Source organism: Armatimonadia bacterium (assembly GCA_039679385.1).
Taxonomy (GTDB): domain Bacteria; phylum Armatimonadota; class Zipacnadia; order Zipacnadales; family JABUFB01; genus JAJFTQ01.
The window spans coordinates 113,711-129,305 of record JBDKVB010000073.1; the positions used below are offsets into that span (position 1 = coordinate 113,711).

Here is a 15,595-nt window from a genome sequence, read left to right on the forward strand (position 1 = left end):
AGGAGGCACCAATGCAGAGCCCAGTTATCCGCGAGCAGTACGAGTGGTCGAATATCTGGTGGGACTGCGCCAATGACGCGAAGCTACCCCGGGTCCTGCTCATCGGCGACTCGATCTCCGTCGGCTACAGCCCGGTTGCCACGAAGCTGCTCAAGGACAAGGTGCACGTCGACCGCCTCGGCACCTCGCGCAGCATCAATGACCCGATGTTGCTCAAAGAGACCGCCATCGTGCTGGAGGGAACCCCCTACCTGGTCATCCACGTTAACAACGGCCTGCACGGCTTCCACCTCACGGGACCCCAGTACGCCGAGGGTCTGCGCAAGTACCTCTCCATGCTGCGTGGTCTGTGTCCACAGGCGAAGGTGATCTGGGCCACCTCCACACCCATCACCGCTCGCGACGACACCAAGACCCTCGACGCCAAGAACGAGGTCGTTCTCACCCGCAATGAAGTCGCCGCGCCCGTGGCGGCCGAGTTCGGTCTCCCCACCGACAACCTGTACCAGGTAGTCGTGGGCAAGCCTGAGCTGCGGGCCGGGGATGGCTACCACTACAATGCCGCCGGTTACGACCTACTGGGTGCTGCCGTCGCCGAGTCGATCCGCAAGGCCCTTCCTTAGCCCCGGCAACGCAGTCCGCGAGCACACACAATGGAAAAGGCCGGAGAGGGCATGAGCCCCTCCGGCCTTCACTGTTCCCGATAGACGACACCAGTCCGTTCCCTAAGCGAAGGTGTCGACGAGACTGCGCACCTTCAGTTGTGCCTCGAACTGCTCGCGCGTCAGCTTCCCCTGCGGCCGCACCTCAATCGTCACCGGCCTCCCCGGCAGCAGCGTCACGAAGTTGTCCGAGTACCGTGCGTCTGCCTGGGCAAGCTCCAGCCACACCCACAGGGCGGGAGCGTGAGTCTCCAGCTCCACCGCAAACACACCGGGCGCGCTCTCGGTCACTTGCGTGCTGATCTTCGGATCGAGCAGCTCCAGGTGCTTGGGCCGCGCGAAGTTCACCAGGTTCGACGACACGGTCTCTCCCCCACTCTCCAGCTCAACCCACAGCAGCAAGTCTCGCACGCCGTAGGCCTGCACTTGCGAGGACAGGTCAAGCGTGGTGACCTTGCTGTTGGCTCCGGGAGGCGCCGTCACCGGCATCTGCCCCTCCTCAACAACCGTCCCGTCTACCTTCACCAGCCACCACTTGAGCGTCGCCTCTGCCTCCTCGCGCAGGTCGCTGGTCACGTGCAGCTCGACCGTGCCGGCCTGAAGGTCCTCGAAGGCCGATACCAGCAGCGGCGCATTGAACCGTCGCGCCATATAATGCAGGGCCTTCCAGCGCCCGAAGTAGTCGATCGACGCCCAGCTTGCCACGGGCCAGCAGTCGTTGAGCTGCCAGTACAACGTGCCCATGCCTCGGGGCATCGCCCGCCGCCAGTGTTCCACCGCATACTTCATCGCCATTCCCTGCAGCACCTGACTCAGCCAGAGGGTCATATCGAAGCTGGTCGGCAGGCGGAACCAGTCGAGCATGTACTGCATGATCACCGCGTTGCCGATCCCGCTGCGCTGATGGTGCTCCATCACATAGGTCGTCACGTTCCGGTCCTTCGGTTCGGTGTAGCCGTACACCGTCCGCGGCTCAGGGAAGGACTGGAAGCCGAACTCGCTGTTGAAGCGGTGCTCGCAGGTGCGGTACCACTCAAAGGGCTTCCGGCCATGCCATACGTCCCACAGGTGCGCGTCGCCGCAGCGCGGGTTGCTGTGGTTCTTGCGATCACCGTGCGGTGAATGGGGACTGCTGGGCCAGTAGTTGCCGTCCGGGTCCAGCCGCGCGATGAGCTCCGGCAGGAACTTGTCGAAGAGCTTGCCGTAGTCCTCCCAGGACATCTGGTGATCGTTCCAGGTGTCGCCGACAAGCCCCTGTTCGAGCTCGTTGTTGCCGTTCCACAGCGCGATGCAGGGGTGATGGCGCAGGCGTCGCACGTTGTCCTCAAGCTCCGCCTTCACCGTCGCCATGAAGGCCTCGTCGAAAGTCGGGTAGGTCGAACAGGCGAACATGAAGTCCTGCCAGATGCAGACTCCCAACTCATCGCACAGGTCGTAGAAGACGTCCTGCTCGTAGATGCCGCCGCCCCACACCCGCAGCATGTTCATGTTCGCGTCAGCCGTGCTCTGCAGCAGGTCGCGGTAGCGTTCGTCCGTGATCCGCGCCGCGAAGGCATCCGCCGGAATCCAGTTGGCGCCCTTTGCGAAGAAGGGCACACCGTTCGCGACGAACTGGAAGGACTCACCCCACTCGTCGGGATGGCGGTCCAGGCGCAGCGTGCGAAGACCGATCCGCCGGGTCCACTCGTCCAGTGCTTTGCCCTCTGCGCTCTCCAGAGTCACCTTCACTTCATAGAGCGGTTGTGCACCCATGCCCCTCGGCCACCACAACTGCGGATCGGGGATCGCAAGCGTCGCAGTTGCCTTCCCATCGCTGAACGGCGCCTGGCCGGTCGCCACGGTCCGGCCCTCCAGAGTCACTGTCACCTTCGCCTGCAGGGCGCCCTTGTCGACTGTCTCGGCCTCCATCAGCACCTTCACCGTGACGCTGCCGTCGGCGCCATGATCCTGTCGCACGGCCACATCACTCAGCCGGGCCTCACTGAAGGCCACGATCTCCAGCGGACGCCAGATGCCGCAGGTGACCAGCACGGGGCCCCAGTCCCAGCCGTAGTTGCAGGGCTCCTTGCGCACCCAGGCACGCCCACGGATCTCCTTCGGACCGCCCCAACCGGGGAGCTTGAAGCGTTTCTGCCCTTCCTCGATCACCGGCATCGTAGAGGAGAAGAGAACCTCGATGCGGTTCTCGCCCTCCTTCAGCGCACCCTTCACCTCGAACTCCCAGACGCGGAACATGTTGTCACTGCGCCCGACTTCGGTGCCGTTCACCGTGACCGTCGCCAGCGTGTCCAGGCCCTGGCAGGTCAGGACGACCTTGTCCTGCGCCAGCATCTGCGCGGGGACCTCGAAGGTCCGCGAGTACACCCAATCCACGTCGCCGATCCACCGCAGCCGGTCCTCGTTGTCGCCAAAGAACGGGTCCTCGATCTTGCCCGCCGCGAGAAGGTCGGTGTGAACGCACCCCGGCACAGTGGCCGCAAGGGTCTCCTCCTTGTCGGCCTGACGTACTTCCCACGCGCCGCAGAGGCTAAGCTTATGCATGGTTCCTCCCTCACCCACCGGGCAACCCCGGAGGCATTGTGTTGCTGGGTTGTGAGTCGAAAGCGCTACAGTACCACGAATCCCCTTGCAGGCCAACGGACCGCCCACGGAAGCACCTTCGCCGCCGGTCGGCCTCAGTAGACGATCTGCACCGTCACCGGCACCGTGCGGTGCGGGTCCTCCTCCACGTGCAGACGCACCTGGCTCTCCCCCAGATCATACCACCAGCCGAGGCCGCCCTCGGACGAGGCAGACTCAGGCAGGGCGACGTCGTTGACTTCCACATGGTGCGGCTTCGCCGGCACGCTGATCCTGAGGCGGAAGTCGCGCCCTTCCGGCATCCCCTCATACTCGCCCCGGCGCGGGTCGACGGTCACTTCCACCTTGCCTCCCTTCGCGAGGCAGGTGATCCGCGTCTCGGCGACCTCTCCCTGCTCATAGCCAAAGCCAACACCGTCATCCTCGCAGAGCGTGAACTCCGACCGTCCCTCCGGGTACACGAGCAACTCCAGAGTCGCCGTCGGCTTGTGCCCCACGTAGTCCATCTCCGGCCCGAAGGGGATGATCGCGCCGGACCGGACGTACAGCGGTCCGCCACGGTCTTCAGGGAACTCCACCGGCAGGTCTATCGGACCTCTGAGGCGCTCACCCGTCCAGAAGTCGATCCAGTTCCCGGCGGGCAGGTGAATCGTCTCCGCGAAGGCCGCCGTAAGGAAGGCATCCCCGAACATGTACTGTCCGAGCGCCTCGTCAGCGCCCTCCTCCTCGGGGAAGGCCAGTGGCATCGCCCGCATCATCGGCATGCCTGTCCGGTGCGCCACGTGCGCAATCGAGTAGATGTAGGGGAGCAGCCGGTACCGCAGCCGGGCGTAGAACCGGAACATGCTCTCCAGCTTCTCGCCCAGCAGCCAGGGGTGCCGCCAGTAGGCCCACGAGCAGACCTGCGACCACGGCATCCAGAATCCGAAGTGGATACCCTCCGGGGTGAACACATCCATGTCGCAACTCGCGTTCGAGTGTCCCGACAGCCCGTGGTTGAGCATCGACACCAGCGGTCGGGGCCCTCCCCCAGTGTCACCGGCCCAGGTCGCGCTGTAGCGCTGGATGCCCGTGTACCCGCCCGAGGAGTAGATCATCGGCCGCCGACCGGTGTGCTCGGCGAAGCCCCGGCTCATCTGCTTGTTGAGGATCACCGGGTACAGGTTGTGCATCTCCTCATCATCCATCCCGTTGCCCCACTTGCGATCCGGGTGCTCATTGACCTGCAGGGCCCCGTCGAGCTTGAAGGCGGCGGCACCGAAGTCCACGTACTTCTTGAGGTGCTCGAACCAGGGCTCCTCGGGCCGAGTGAGCTTGTCGATGTAGGTCGCCGGGTGGCCGAAGTGCTCGTCCTGTTCGAAGTCGTCCGGGTGCCGTGCCGGTGTCGGCTCAGCCTCCTGTTCCTGAAGGGCAGCGCCGGCCTGTCGCTCTTCCTCGAAGGACAGGTCGTAGTCGCAGCAGAGCCATAGGCTCAGTTTGAACCCCAGGCGCTCGAGAGCTCCACCAAAAGTATGCGGTCCGTGTGGCGACCACGGCGGCGTGTAGAACCGCTCCGGGTGCCACTGCTTCTCCACCGAGTAGTCGTAGTTCCTGCTCATCCAGCCGGGCTCAAGCCCGATCAGGTCGCAGGGAATGTCCTCGCGGCGGAAGCTGAGCGCATCGTCCAGCATCTCGCGGGCTGAGGCCTGCTGGTTGCACACGAAGGTCAGACCGTAGCCCCACAGCGGAAGCATGGCCGGACGACCGACCAGGTGCGTATAGCGGTCGAGTAGCGCGGGCAGGTCCTTCCCGGCGATCAGGAACAGGTCCAGCTCGCCCCGATGACCCCACAGGCACAGACGGTCCTCCTTCGTGTGGCCCAGGTCGAAGAAGTGCCGCCAGGTGCTGTTGACCAGCAGCGCCCACCCGCCGGTGCTCATGACATAGGGGATCGGCACGTAGCTGGCGACGTTGCGCACCCACATCCGAGTCCGGTGGCCGCGCTTGGCGATCCTATCTCGCGTCTCATCACCCAGACCGTACAGCCGCTCCTCCTCACGCAGCAGGAGCTCGGCACCAAAGCCTTCCTCCGCGGAGGACCACGGCGCCTGCGCGGTCTGGGTGAGTACGGTCCCACTGCTGTCGCTGAACACGAAGGAGCCATCCGCACGCGAAACGGTAAGCTGCACGCCGTCGGTGCTGACGCACACCGCCTGCTCCTCCTCGCTCACCGAGAAGGCCGCTCTGTCCGTGCAGTGCTCGAGGATTCCGTAGCGCACCAGCGCCGGTTCGTCGAACCGGCCTTCCGGGCACAGCCTCACCCGCAACAGGTGCGGGGTGATCGGCTGAACCCGCAGCACTCCACCGGTTGCCAGGCTCACATCAACATGCGAAGCCAGATTGCCGCTCATGACGGTCTCCTTGTGTCCACAGCCTGGGCAGCCAGCAAGGCCGGTGCCCATCAGTCACACTCTCAGCGCGGCTTGCGTCCGCGGATATGCAGGAAGTAGGCCACCACGCGAGCATCGACGAGGTCGGGGTGCTCGGCGATCGCCTGGTCATCAGGCGCAGGCTCTCCCAGTCGCTCGACGACGAAGCCCACGCCGAGCACCAGGTTGATCCAGTAGCTCAGCGTGCGCGTGAACCGTGGCGTGTTGAAGAGAGCATACTGCTCGCGAAGCTCCGGCGGCGCAGAACCGAAAGTCCACTGCACGAGGTCTCCGTCAAGGGCACGGAAATAACCGCCGATCTCGTAGGCGCAGGGCGTGCCTTGTTCGTCCCGGACCTTCACCCGATGGGGCGTGTCGTAGCATGGATGAGTGATGGAGAACTGCAGGAACCCTCCCGGCTTCAGCACCCGGTAGGCCTCAGCAACGACGCGCTCAGGTGTGGGGATGTCCATGAAGCTCATGAACCCCGTCGCGAAGTCAAAGGTCGCATCGGCGAAGGGCAAGTCCAGAGCACTTGCCCGCAGGAACCGGATCCCCTGAGGCTTCTCCTGCTCGCGTTCCCAGGCATGGCGCAGGAAGACAGGAGCGATATCCAGCGCCGTCATCCCGGCGCCCCGATCGGCCAGCAGGCGAGTGTTGTGACCCTCGCCGCAGCCGATATCCAGGCCTTCGAGGCCTGCTACCTCGGGCAGAATCGTCAGGAAGCCAGGAGTGTTGACGTAGTCGCGGTACACGTCGTAACCGGCTCGCGCCATGCGCGTCCAGCCTTCAGCGTTCCCGTTCCAGTAGTCGCCGACGGTCTTCTCATCCATCTGACGGACGTCCTCTCGCTTGCGGCACCGGGCCTGCTACTCCCAGGGCATGAAGCAGACCTTGATCGCCTTCCGCTGCTCCAGCAGGTCAATCCCCTCGCCGTACTTCTCCAGCGGAAGCTTGTGCGTGACCAGCGGCGCCAGGTTGAGCTTGCGCTCCCTTATCAACGCCGCCGCATACTCAGCCGACTCCCGTGAGTGCCCCTTGTACCCGCACAGGCGCAGGGAGTGGTGGCGCACCGCGAAGGTGTAGTCCTCGCGCTGCACGCCGAACAGGGCCACGACGTCCGCAGTCCGGTCCATCAGCGCCTCCACCGAGACCTTGAGGCCGACGCAGTCCACGGAGGTCTGCAGACGCGGACCCGCGGGACGGGACGGGAACTCGGCGGACAGGTCTGCGGCGGGGTCGAAGCTGCCATCGGCTCCGAGGGTCACTGCCATCTCTCTGCGGTCTTCGAGCAGGTCAAAACCGTAGACCTCGACAGCACCTTCAGCCCGGGCCATCTGCAGAGCAACCAGGCCGGCCGGTCCAAGGCCGCCAATGCCCACACGACGCCCCTTGAGGCAGTCCATGTCATGCAGCATCCGGAACACCGTGGCCACACACATCGCCAGTTCCAGCGGCGCCACAGCCTCCACCGGCAGGTCCTCCGGGACCTTGATCACGTTCCGGGCGTCGTGAACCACGTACTGTGCATAGCACCCCCAGCGGTGATGTCCGGCGTCACGCCAGGCACACACGCGGTCACCAGGCTTGAGGTCGGTCACTCCCGGCCCAACGGCCTCCAGAACACCCGTAGCCTCATGTCCCGGCTGGCCGGGTGTGTAGGGGTACTCGAAGTGGTGCCCGACGAACATCGGCTCGTTGTGCCGCAGGTGCAGGTCCCACTGCGGGCAGGTGGTGACGGCCTCGATGCGCAGCAGGACTTCGCCCTCACCCGGCGTCGGCGTGGGCACTTCCTTCACTTCATACTCTCGCTGTCCGGTCACTTGCAGTATCTTCACAGGAGTCCCTCCCGGGTACTATCGAACTTGCCACTCAATGCGGCCAAACAGCTCCTGCAGTTTCGTCAGTCTCTTCTCGTCGAGGTAGGGCGGATCGATCGTCTTCAGGTTCTCCTGCAGGCGCTCAATCGACCGCACCCCGACGCAGCACGTCGTGATGTCATGGCTCAGCACGTACCGGATTGCGGCCGCCGGGACCGAGTAGGGCTTCAGGAAGTCCAGCAGACCCGGCTCCGTGTAGGGCGACTCTGCTGGCAGATTCCCCTCGGCCACGTGCCGGCGGATGCACTCCAGCGCCGCCTCTTCACTGACCAGACCGGACGTCTTCGACGCCTGATTCAGCGGCATCATGACGACCATGCCCACGTCGTGCTTGCGGCAGAGCGGGACCACGGACTGCGCCGCCGTCTGCAGCAGGAAGTTGAGGGTCAGCATCACCACATCGAAGGCCCCGGTCGGCACCGCCTTCTGCAGGATCTGGTGTGTCCCATCGCCCTCCGAGAGCTCACTGATCCCGATGAAGCGAACCTTGCCCTGCTCCTTGAGCCGCACCATCGCTTCATAGCAGCCATCGTTCATGAAGCGGTCGAGGGTCTCCAGCGTCCGAATCCCGTGACCCAGGAATACATCAATCCGGTCGCGCTGCAGCCGCTTCAGGCTTGCCTCAGCCGAAGCCGTCAGCGCTTCCGGCGTCGCAGTGTAGGTGGCATCCGGGCGGTGACTGTCATAGGGCAGGTACTTGGTCTCGACGAGCACGTCGTCATACCCCTTGAGGGCCTCGCCAACGACGCGTTCGCTCTCGCCCTTCTCGTAGCTCTCGGCCGTGTCCACATAGTTGATCCCGGCCTCGAAGGCAGCCCGTATCGTTGCGATGACCTGCTCCGGGTTGTCGGTGGCCCCTCGGGCAGCCCCGTAGGAGAGCTCAGACACCTCAAGCCCGGTGCGTCCCAGGCGTCGGTACAGCATCACGCTATCTCCCTTCAGACGTCGCATGCACTCCAGCACTTGCTCGCAGGGGTTCCGCGTCGGCAGCCTTGAGACCTGTCTGAATCGCAAAGCGAAGCCCTCTTGTGTCTCACAGAGGCCACTCCGGTCCCCTGCGTCACTCCGAAGGCAGGACAAGGGGCTCCCCGATGGGAATATCCCCTCCAGAGCTGTCGCCCCCCTAGAGAGAAGGATAGCACCATGACCGTGTCCGAACTGTACCAGCTCTTCACCTCCCCCGACGCGCGCTATCGCGGCAAGCCCTTCTGGGCGTGGAACGGGAAGCTCGACAAAGACGAACTGCTCCGCCAGGTCCACGTGATGCACCAGATGGGCTTCGGCGGCTTCTTCATGCACTCTCGCGTCGGCCTGGCCACCGAGTATCTGGGCGACGAGTGGTTCGACCTCATCAACGCCTGCGCCGATGAGGCCGAGAAGCTGGGTATGGAGGCTTGGCTGTACGATGAGGACCGCTGGCCGAGTGGCACAGCAGGCGGCATGGTCACCTGCGAGCCTCGCTTCCGTCTCAAGTTCCTGCGCTGCCGACCTGTGCCTGGAGCTGAGTTCACCTGGCAGCCCGAGCTGATCGCCGCCTTTGCCTGCGACCTCGACGGTCTCACCTGCACGAACTACTCTCGCCTTCAGCCCGACACGCCCGCAGAGCAGTACCGTGACCGAACGGTCCTCGCCTTTACCACCGAGGAGTCCTACCCTTCCAGCTTCTACAACGGCTACACCTACGTCGACGCCTTGAACCGTGAAGCCACGGATCGATTCCTCGAGGTCACCCACGAGCGTTACCGGCAGCGCTGTGGCGATCGCCTCGGCACCAGCATCAAGGGCATCTTCACCGATGAGCCCCATCGCGGCACCCTGATGGGCAGCTTCAGCGTCGACAATCCCGACCCACAGTGGCTGGTGCCATGGACCTACACCCTCTTCGACCGCTTCCAGCAAGACTTCGGCTACGACCTTCGCGATCGCCTGCCGGAGCTGTTCCTGTGGCCCGAGGGCGAGCGCATCTCTCCGGTCAAGTGGCACTTCGTCGAGTTGCTGCAGCGTATGTTCCTCGACAACTTCGCCGCACCCATCAACCACTGGTGCGAGAGCAACGGAATCCTACTCACCGGTCACGTCCTGCATGAGGACGCCCTCTCGTGCCAGACGGCCATGTGCGGCTCCCTGATGCGCTTCTACGAGCACATGGGATACCCCGGCGTGGATGTGCTGAGCGAGGGCAACCGCGCCTTCTGGATCGTCAAGCAGCTCTCCTCAGCCGCCCGGCAACTGGGGCAGAAGTGGCTCCTGTCCGAGCTCTATGGCTGCACCGGCTGGCAGATGCCGCTGGAGGCCCACAAGTCCGTCGGCGACTGGCAGGCGCTTTTCGGCATCAACCTGCGCTGCCCACACCTCTCCTGGTTCACGATGGAGGGTGAGGCCAAGCGCGACTACCCGGCGAGCATCCTGCACCAGTCTACCTGGTGGGAGGACTACGACTTCGTCGAGACCTACTTCTCGCGCCTCGGCGTGCTCATGACCGAGGGCAGCCCGGTCTGCGACCTGCTGGTCCTCAACCCGATCGAAAGCCTTTGGTGCCAGATCCATCCCGGATGGTGCTCCGGTCTCGCCTCGGCTACCGAACCCCTGAAGGAACTCGAACAGGGCTACAGCGACCTCTTCCACTGGCTCTGCGGCGCGCAGATCGACTTCGACTACGGCGACGAGGAAATGCTCAGCCGCCTCTGCTCCGTGGAGACCGGCGAAGACGGAACACCACTGCTGCGGGTCGGCCAGGCCACGTACCGTGCCGTGCTCGTGGGCAGAATGACCACGCTGCGCTCCAGCACCCTTAAGTTAGTGACCGCCTTCCACCAGGCCGGCGGCCAAGTCCTCTTCGCAGGCGAGCCACCTGCCTGCCTCGATGCCGTGCCTTCCGACCAGCCTGCCGACCTCGCCCGTGAAGCGCAGCAGCTGCCCTTCACACAGGAGGCGTTCGTCGCCGCCCTTTCCGCTACGCTTCCCGTGACTGTGCAGGTTTCGGCAGTGGGTGACTCCGACGTCGCCAGTATCTACTGCCAGGTCCGCCGCGATGCCGACTTTGGCGTCGTGATGCTGCTGAACGTGGATCGCGAGCAGGGGCGTCGCTGTCGAGTGCAGATCCGCCACGACGGTGCCCTCGAGGACTGGGACTGTGCGACCGGCCGGCGTCAGGCCGTTGCCGCGACCAGGGAGGGCGACGGGCTGAGCTTCGAGACCAGCTTCGCACCCTCCGGCGAGCGGCTGTACGTCCTCACTCCCGGGGCCGACCCTTCCGTGCAGCCACTGCCTGTCCGCGAGGTTGTCTCGACCCAGGCCATCAGCGGGCCCTTCGAGTACCGCCTCTCGGAGCCGAATGTCTGCGTCCTCGACCTCGCCACCTGGCGTGTCGATGACCAGCCGTGGCAGCCCCAGACCGAGATACTCAAGATCGACCGGGCCGTCCGCAAGCACTTCGGCTGTGACCTGCGCGGCGGACACATGCTGCAACCGTGGTTCACAGCGGGGAAGGACAAGCCTGTCCTCGGACGGGTCTCACTGCGCTTCGAACTGCAGGTCGACGAGCTCCCGCACGGGCCGACCGAGCTGGTGCTGGAGCACCCCGACCACTTCGCCCTCAGTGTGAACGGCAAGACGATCGCCTCAGACAACCCCGCGGGCTGGTGGATCGATTGCGCCCTTCAGCGACTTGCCTTGCCCGAGAGCGCCCTTCAGGTCGGCAGCAACACGGTCGAGCTGAACGTCGACTTCCATGAGGGAATCGATCTCGAGGCTCTCTATCTCCTCGGCAACTTCGGCGTGAAGCTCACCGGGTCACGCCAGACCCTCACTGAGCTTCCTGAGAAGCTCAGCCTGGGCGATCTCGGTGACCAGGGCCTGCCCTTCTACTCGGGCGTCGTCACCTACCTGATCCCCGCGCCCAAAGTCGAAGCCGGAAACCGCGTCGTGCTCGAGGTGCCGCAGTTCTCGGCCGCCTGCCTGCGCGTCAGCGGCAAGCGCGAGAGCCCGCTGCGGATTGCCTGGCAGCCCTACGAGGCAGAGGTGACGGACCTGCTCGCCGGTCAGGATCACCTTGCCCTGGATCTGGTCCTGACCCGGCGCAACACCTTCGGTCCCCTACACCAGCTTCCGCTACGGGCGGGTTCCTGTGGCCCCGGCTCCTTCACGACAGAGGGGCAGGGCTTCTCGCAGGATCACGTTCTGTGGCCCGGCGGTCTGCTGGGAGCACCACAGTGGCGATCTGAGCACTAAGTCCGGGGTCGGCAGACCTCCGCCGAGGAGGGAAGCCGAACCCCCACCTCTCCTGATTGGAGTGTTGACTCTTGATGTCGCGAATCCTGACTCTCCTTGCCCTGCTCGTCGTCGCCCTTTGCCAGGCGACGGAGACCGAGGTCGTCTTCGAAGGCAACAACGTCGCCCTCTGGGACAACGCCCGCGATGCGTCTCGCCTCGCCCAGGAGTTTTCGAAGGCCGAGCTGTCCGCGGCGAAGGACCCGGATTCCATCTCATGGCGCTTCGTCTCCAAGAGCGTGGCCTTCAACGACATCTTCCTGCGCCGGCCGGTCGATCGGCCCTTCAGCGCTCTGCGAGTCCGGGTGCGAAACGAGGGTGCGCCGGTGTCGCTGGCCATGAAGCTCGCTGATGCCGGTGGCGCGGAGTGGACCGTCAGATCAGTCCCCCTCGCAGCCGGCGGCGACTGGCAGTGGGTCGAGTTCCCACGTGAGGACTGGAAGGTCGCCGGCTGGTCCAACGACCCCGACGGCCGTCTCGACTTCCCTCTGCGCTACGTCACCCTCATCGCCTTCGACGTGAAGCCGGGGCCGGAGTACTCTCTGCGCCTTGCCCGCGTCGAGGCCGTGCGCCCCGACCCGCCCCTCGCGACACTCACCAGTTGGAACCTCGCGAAGGAGCTGCAGGCCGGAGGCCACTATCCCTTCTCAGCAACCTTCTCCCTGGACAAGCCGGCGCTGCTCGATGACGCCTTCCTGATCCTGCGCAAGGGCAAGGCCACCGTGCTTCGGGTTCCGCTGCCGACCTCAGTTCCCCTGACTCGTGCCGCTGCCGGCGAACCCATCACCGTACGGGTTCCCGACCTGTCCATCACGCTCTTCTGCCCGGGAGGAGAGCTATCGGCCCTCCTCCAACTGGGTGATGCACGCGTCATTCAAGGTGGCCGTGATGCCACCGAGGAGGTCTGCAAGGTGACCGTCAACGCTCGCAAGCCGGGTACCACAGTCGCCGCCGTGAAGCCCTACAAGGGAGTGCCCACTCTGTTCATCAACGGCGCTCCGCATCGTGGTATGGCCTATGCCGCCTATGCGCCTTCGGTCGAGGTCTTCACCGACTTCGCCAAGGCCGGGGTCGACCTGTTCACCTTCAGCGCGACTCCCACCGAGGCCGGCTATACCCTCTCGCGCACCACCTGGACCGCTCCGGGCGAGTACGACTACTCACAACTCGACGAGCGGGTGATGATGGTCCTGCAGGCCAACCCGAACGCCTACTTTTTCCCTCGCCTGTATGTCCACGCCCCCAAATGGTGGAGCGAGCAGCACCCCGACGACCTCGTCCTCATGGACCCCGGCGACGGCAAGCCGGTGCCTTTCATCCACAGCGGCGGCAAGCTCACGCCAAGCTGGGCCTCGGAGACCTGGCGCCAGGACACCATCGAGGGGCTGCGCCGTCTCATCGCGCACATCGAGGCGTCACCCTATGCGGATCGCGTGATCGGCTACCACATCGCCTCGGGCACCACTGAGGAGTGGATGATGTGGGGCGCCAATGAGCGGAGTTGGGTCGACTACTCGCCCGTGAACCTCGCTCGCTTCCGCGACTGGCTGCGCAAGCGCTACGCCACGGTTCAGGACCTGCGTGCGGCCTGGAAGGACCCGGAGGTCACCTTCGAGACCGCGGCCATCCCGCTCAAGTCCGTCCGAGAGCGTGCTGAGCTTGGCTCCCTGCGCGACCCCGAGAGGGAGCAGCAGTCGATCGACTTCTACGAGTACAACTCGGACCTCGTCGCCGACACCATCTGCACCTTCGCCACCGCGGTCAAGGACATCACCCGCGGCGAGAAGACCGTTGGCGTCTTCTACGGGTACCTGCTGCAGTTGTGCGGTGAGCAGCGCCAGCAGAATGCCGGCCACCTCGCCCTGGAGAGGGTGCTTGCGTCGCCCGACATCGATTTCGTCTGCAGTCCGACCAGCTACGCCTTCCGGCAGTTGGGTGGCGAGGGCACCAGCCACTTCATGTCGCTACTGGGCAGCGTCAAGCTCCACGGCAAGCTCTGGTTCGACGAGAACGACATCCGCACGTCCCTCTCCGGTGGCAAGCCCGGCGAATGGGGACGCCCCGTGGATGTCGCCGGTGATCTCCTCCAGCAGGACAAGGAGCTTGCCAATGTCATCACCAACGGCGTAGCCCAGTGGTGGTTCGATGTAGGCTCCAACAAGTACAACGATCCGGTGCTGATGGATCGTATCGCCCACCTAACCACAGCGGCCAACCAGGCACTGAGCCTCGACCGCACATCGAAAGACGAGGTCGCCCTGGTAGTGGACGAAGACAGCCTGCGTTACCTCAAGGTCGGCGACCCGATGGGGACCCATCTCCTCCTTCGACAGCTACCGACTCTGCAGCGCATCGGTGCCCCGGTCGGTCACTACCTGACCTCGGACCTGCCCAGCATCATGGACTGCAAGATGCTGCTGCTCACCACCAGCATCGCGCCCTCGGACAGGGACCGGCGCAACATCGAGGCGGCCAAGTCTGGCGGGCGTGCGCTGGTTTTCTGCTGGGCACCGGGCCTGTATCGCAACGGCAAGCTCGACGAGACCGGCATGGCCGACCTGAGCGGCATCCGCCTCAAGCTCTCCCGCGAGGCAACGCCGCTGCGCGTCACCATCAGCGGAACTGATCCCCTCGTCGCGGGTCTGCAGGGCCAGAGCTACGGGATCGACACCGCTGTCACTCCTGTGGCCATCCCGGACGACCCGTCGGCGACCGTGCTGGGAACACTCCCTGACGGACGGCCTGGCCTCGTGGTCAAGCGCTATCCCACCTGGACCGCCGTCTACTCGGCCGCGCCGGTGCTTCCGAGTGCGCTGCTGCGCCGAATCGCCGAGGCTGCCGGGGTCCACGAGTACATCACGACGGAGGACGTGGTCTGGGCCTCGCAGGATCTGGTCGCCGTCTGCGTGAAGGACCCAGGCCGCCGGACCATCAGCCTGCCTCGCAAGGCTGACGTGACGGACCTGTACAGCGGCGAGAAGCTCGGGACCGCCGTCGACCACATCGAGGCCGACTTCGCCGACCACACGACCCGGGTGTTCGTTCTGCAGTAGCCCCGCGAGCTGCAGCACGCAACCGCGGCAGTCGGCCCGGCGACGGTGATGACTTCCAGTCTCCCACCATCCTTTGGAGGGGGCTCGCAGGTGACCCAGACTCGGCGGACGAGGCGGGTGGATCGCTTCCCGCGGGCGTTAGCGCAGGGCAGCCTTGCGCTCGCCTTCGGTCTGCTGATGGCTGCGAGGCCGACTATGGCACAGCTTCCCGACCTGTCAACCGTCGCGCCGGACTTGCAGACCCCGGCGGTTGTTGACGAAGCGCCGGCTCCCGGCAAGCGTGTTCGAGGGGTCCTTTCCGCCTGGGCAGGTACGGAGGTGCATCACGCCCTGTACCTGCCCACCGACTGGACCCCACAAGGGCGCTTCCCCGTCATCGTCGAGTACGCGGGCAATGGCCCCTACTCCAACGCCTACGGGGATGTCTCGACCGGTAAGGTCGAGGGCTCCAGCCTCGGCTACGGCATCACCGCAGGCAAGGGCTTCCTGTGGCTCTGCCTGCCCTATGTGGACAGCGTCAACAGGCGCAACCAGACGCAGTGGTGGGGTGATGTGGAGGCGACGGTGGGGTACTGCAAGGAGGCTGTACGCCGGGTTTGTGAGGAGTGGGGCGGCGATCCGGGAGCGGTGATTCTCTGTGGCTTCTCGCGCGGGGCGATTGCCTGCAGCTACATCGGTCTGCACGACGATGAGATTGCGCGACTGTGGCGAGGGATGATTGCCTACAGCCACTTTGATGGGGT

Annotated in this window: 9 protein-coding genes; 4 read left to right on the forward strand and 5 right to left on the reverse strand. The window is 65.0% G+C overall.

Translation table 11 applies throughout. The features are described 5' to 3' along the window. The first annotated feature begins 11 nt into the window (after positions 1-11). Entirely contained in the window at positions 12-623 is a 612-nt protein-coding gene (locus ABFE16_08670; protein MEN6345370.1) for a GDSL-type esterase/lipase family protein, read from the forward strand. Positions 624-725: 102 nt separating this feature from the next. Here ABFE16_08670 and ABFE16_08675 read toward each other — a convergent pair whose 3' ends face one another. The 5 genes from ABFE16_08675 to ABFE16_08695 form a co-directional block, all read right to left on the reverse strand. Beyond that, a complete protein-coding gene (locus ABFE16_08675) occupies positions 726-3,203 on the reverse strand; it encodes a glycoside hydrolase family 2 protein (GenBank protein MEN6345371.1) in 2,478 nt (825 codons plus the stop codon). A 134-nt stretch (positions 3,204-3,337) separates the two neighbouring features. Further along, the gene (locus ABFE16_08680) at positions 3,338-5,632 is read right to left on the reverse strand and encodes a TIM-barrel domain-containing protein (protein MEN6345372.1); all 2,295 of its coding nucleotides are present in this window, start codon (positions 5,630-5,632) and stop codon (positions 3,338-3,340) included. Positions 5,633-5,694: 62 nt separating this feature from the next. Beyond that, positions 5,695-6,483 carry a class I SAM-dependent methyltransferase gene (locus ABFE16_08685; protein ID MEN6345373.1) on the reverse strand — a complete coding sequence of 263 codons (789 nt, stop codon included), beginning with the start codon at positions 6,481-6,483 and terminating at the stop codon, positions 5,695-5,697. 36 nt (positions 6,484-6,519) lie between these two features. Beyond that, positions 6,520-7,488, reverse strand: a complete 969-nt coding sequence (locus ABFE16_08690; GenBank protein MEN6345374.1) for an alcohol dehydrogenase catalytic domain-containing protein — start codon at positions 7,486-7,488, stop codon at positions 6,520-6,522. An 18-nt stretch (positions 7,489-7,506) separates the two neighbouring features. Further along, positions 7,507-8,454, reverse strand: coding sequence for an aldo/keto reductase (locus ABFE16_08695; protein MEN6345375.1), 948 nt, complete (start codon positions 8,452-8,454; stop codon positions 7,507-7,509). A 219-nt stretch (positions 8,455-8,673) separates the two neighbouring features. On the opposite strand from ABFE16_08695, the gene ABFE16_08700 reads away from it, so the two are divergent. From ABFE16_08700 to ABFE16_08710, 3 genes are all read left to right on the forward strand, one after another. Continuing rightward, the gene (locus ABFE16_08700; GenBank protein ID MEN6345376.1) at positions 8,674-11,760 is read left to right on the forward strand and encodes a hypothetical protein; all 3,087 of its coding nucleotides are present in this window, start codon (positions 8,674-8,676) and stop codon (positions 11,758-11,760) included. Between the two features lie 74 nt (positions 11,761-11,834). Then, positions 11,835-14,852: a beta-galactosidase gene (locus ABFE16_08705; GenBank protein ID MEN6345377.1), complete on the forward strand. Its 3,018-nt coding sequence runs from the start codon at positions 11,835-11,837 to the stop codon at positions 14,850-14,852. Between the two features lie 195 nt (positions 14,853-15,047). Next, positions 15,048-15,595 (forward strand): hypothetical protein (locus ABFE16_08710; GenBank protein MEN6345378.1); only part of this gene is annotated, 548 nt, incomplete at its 3' end.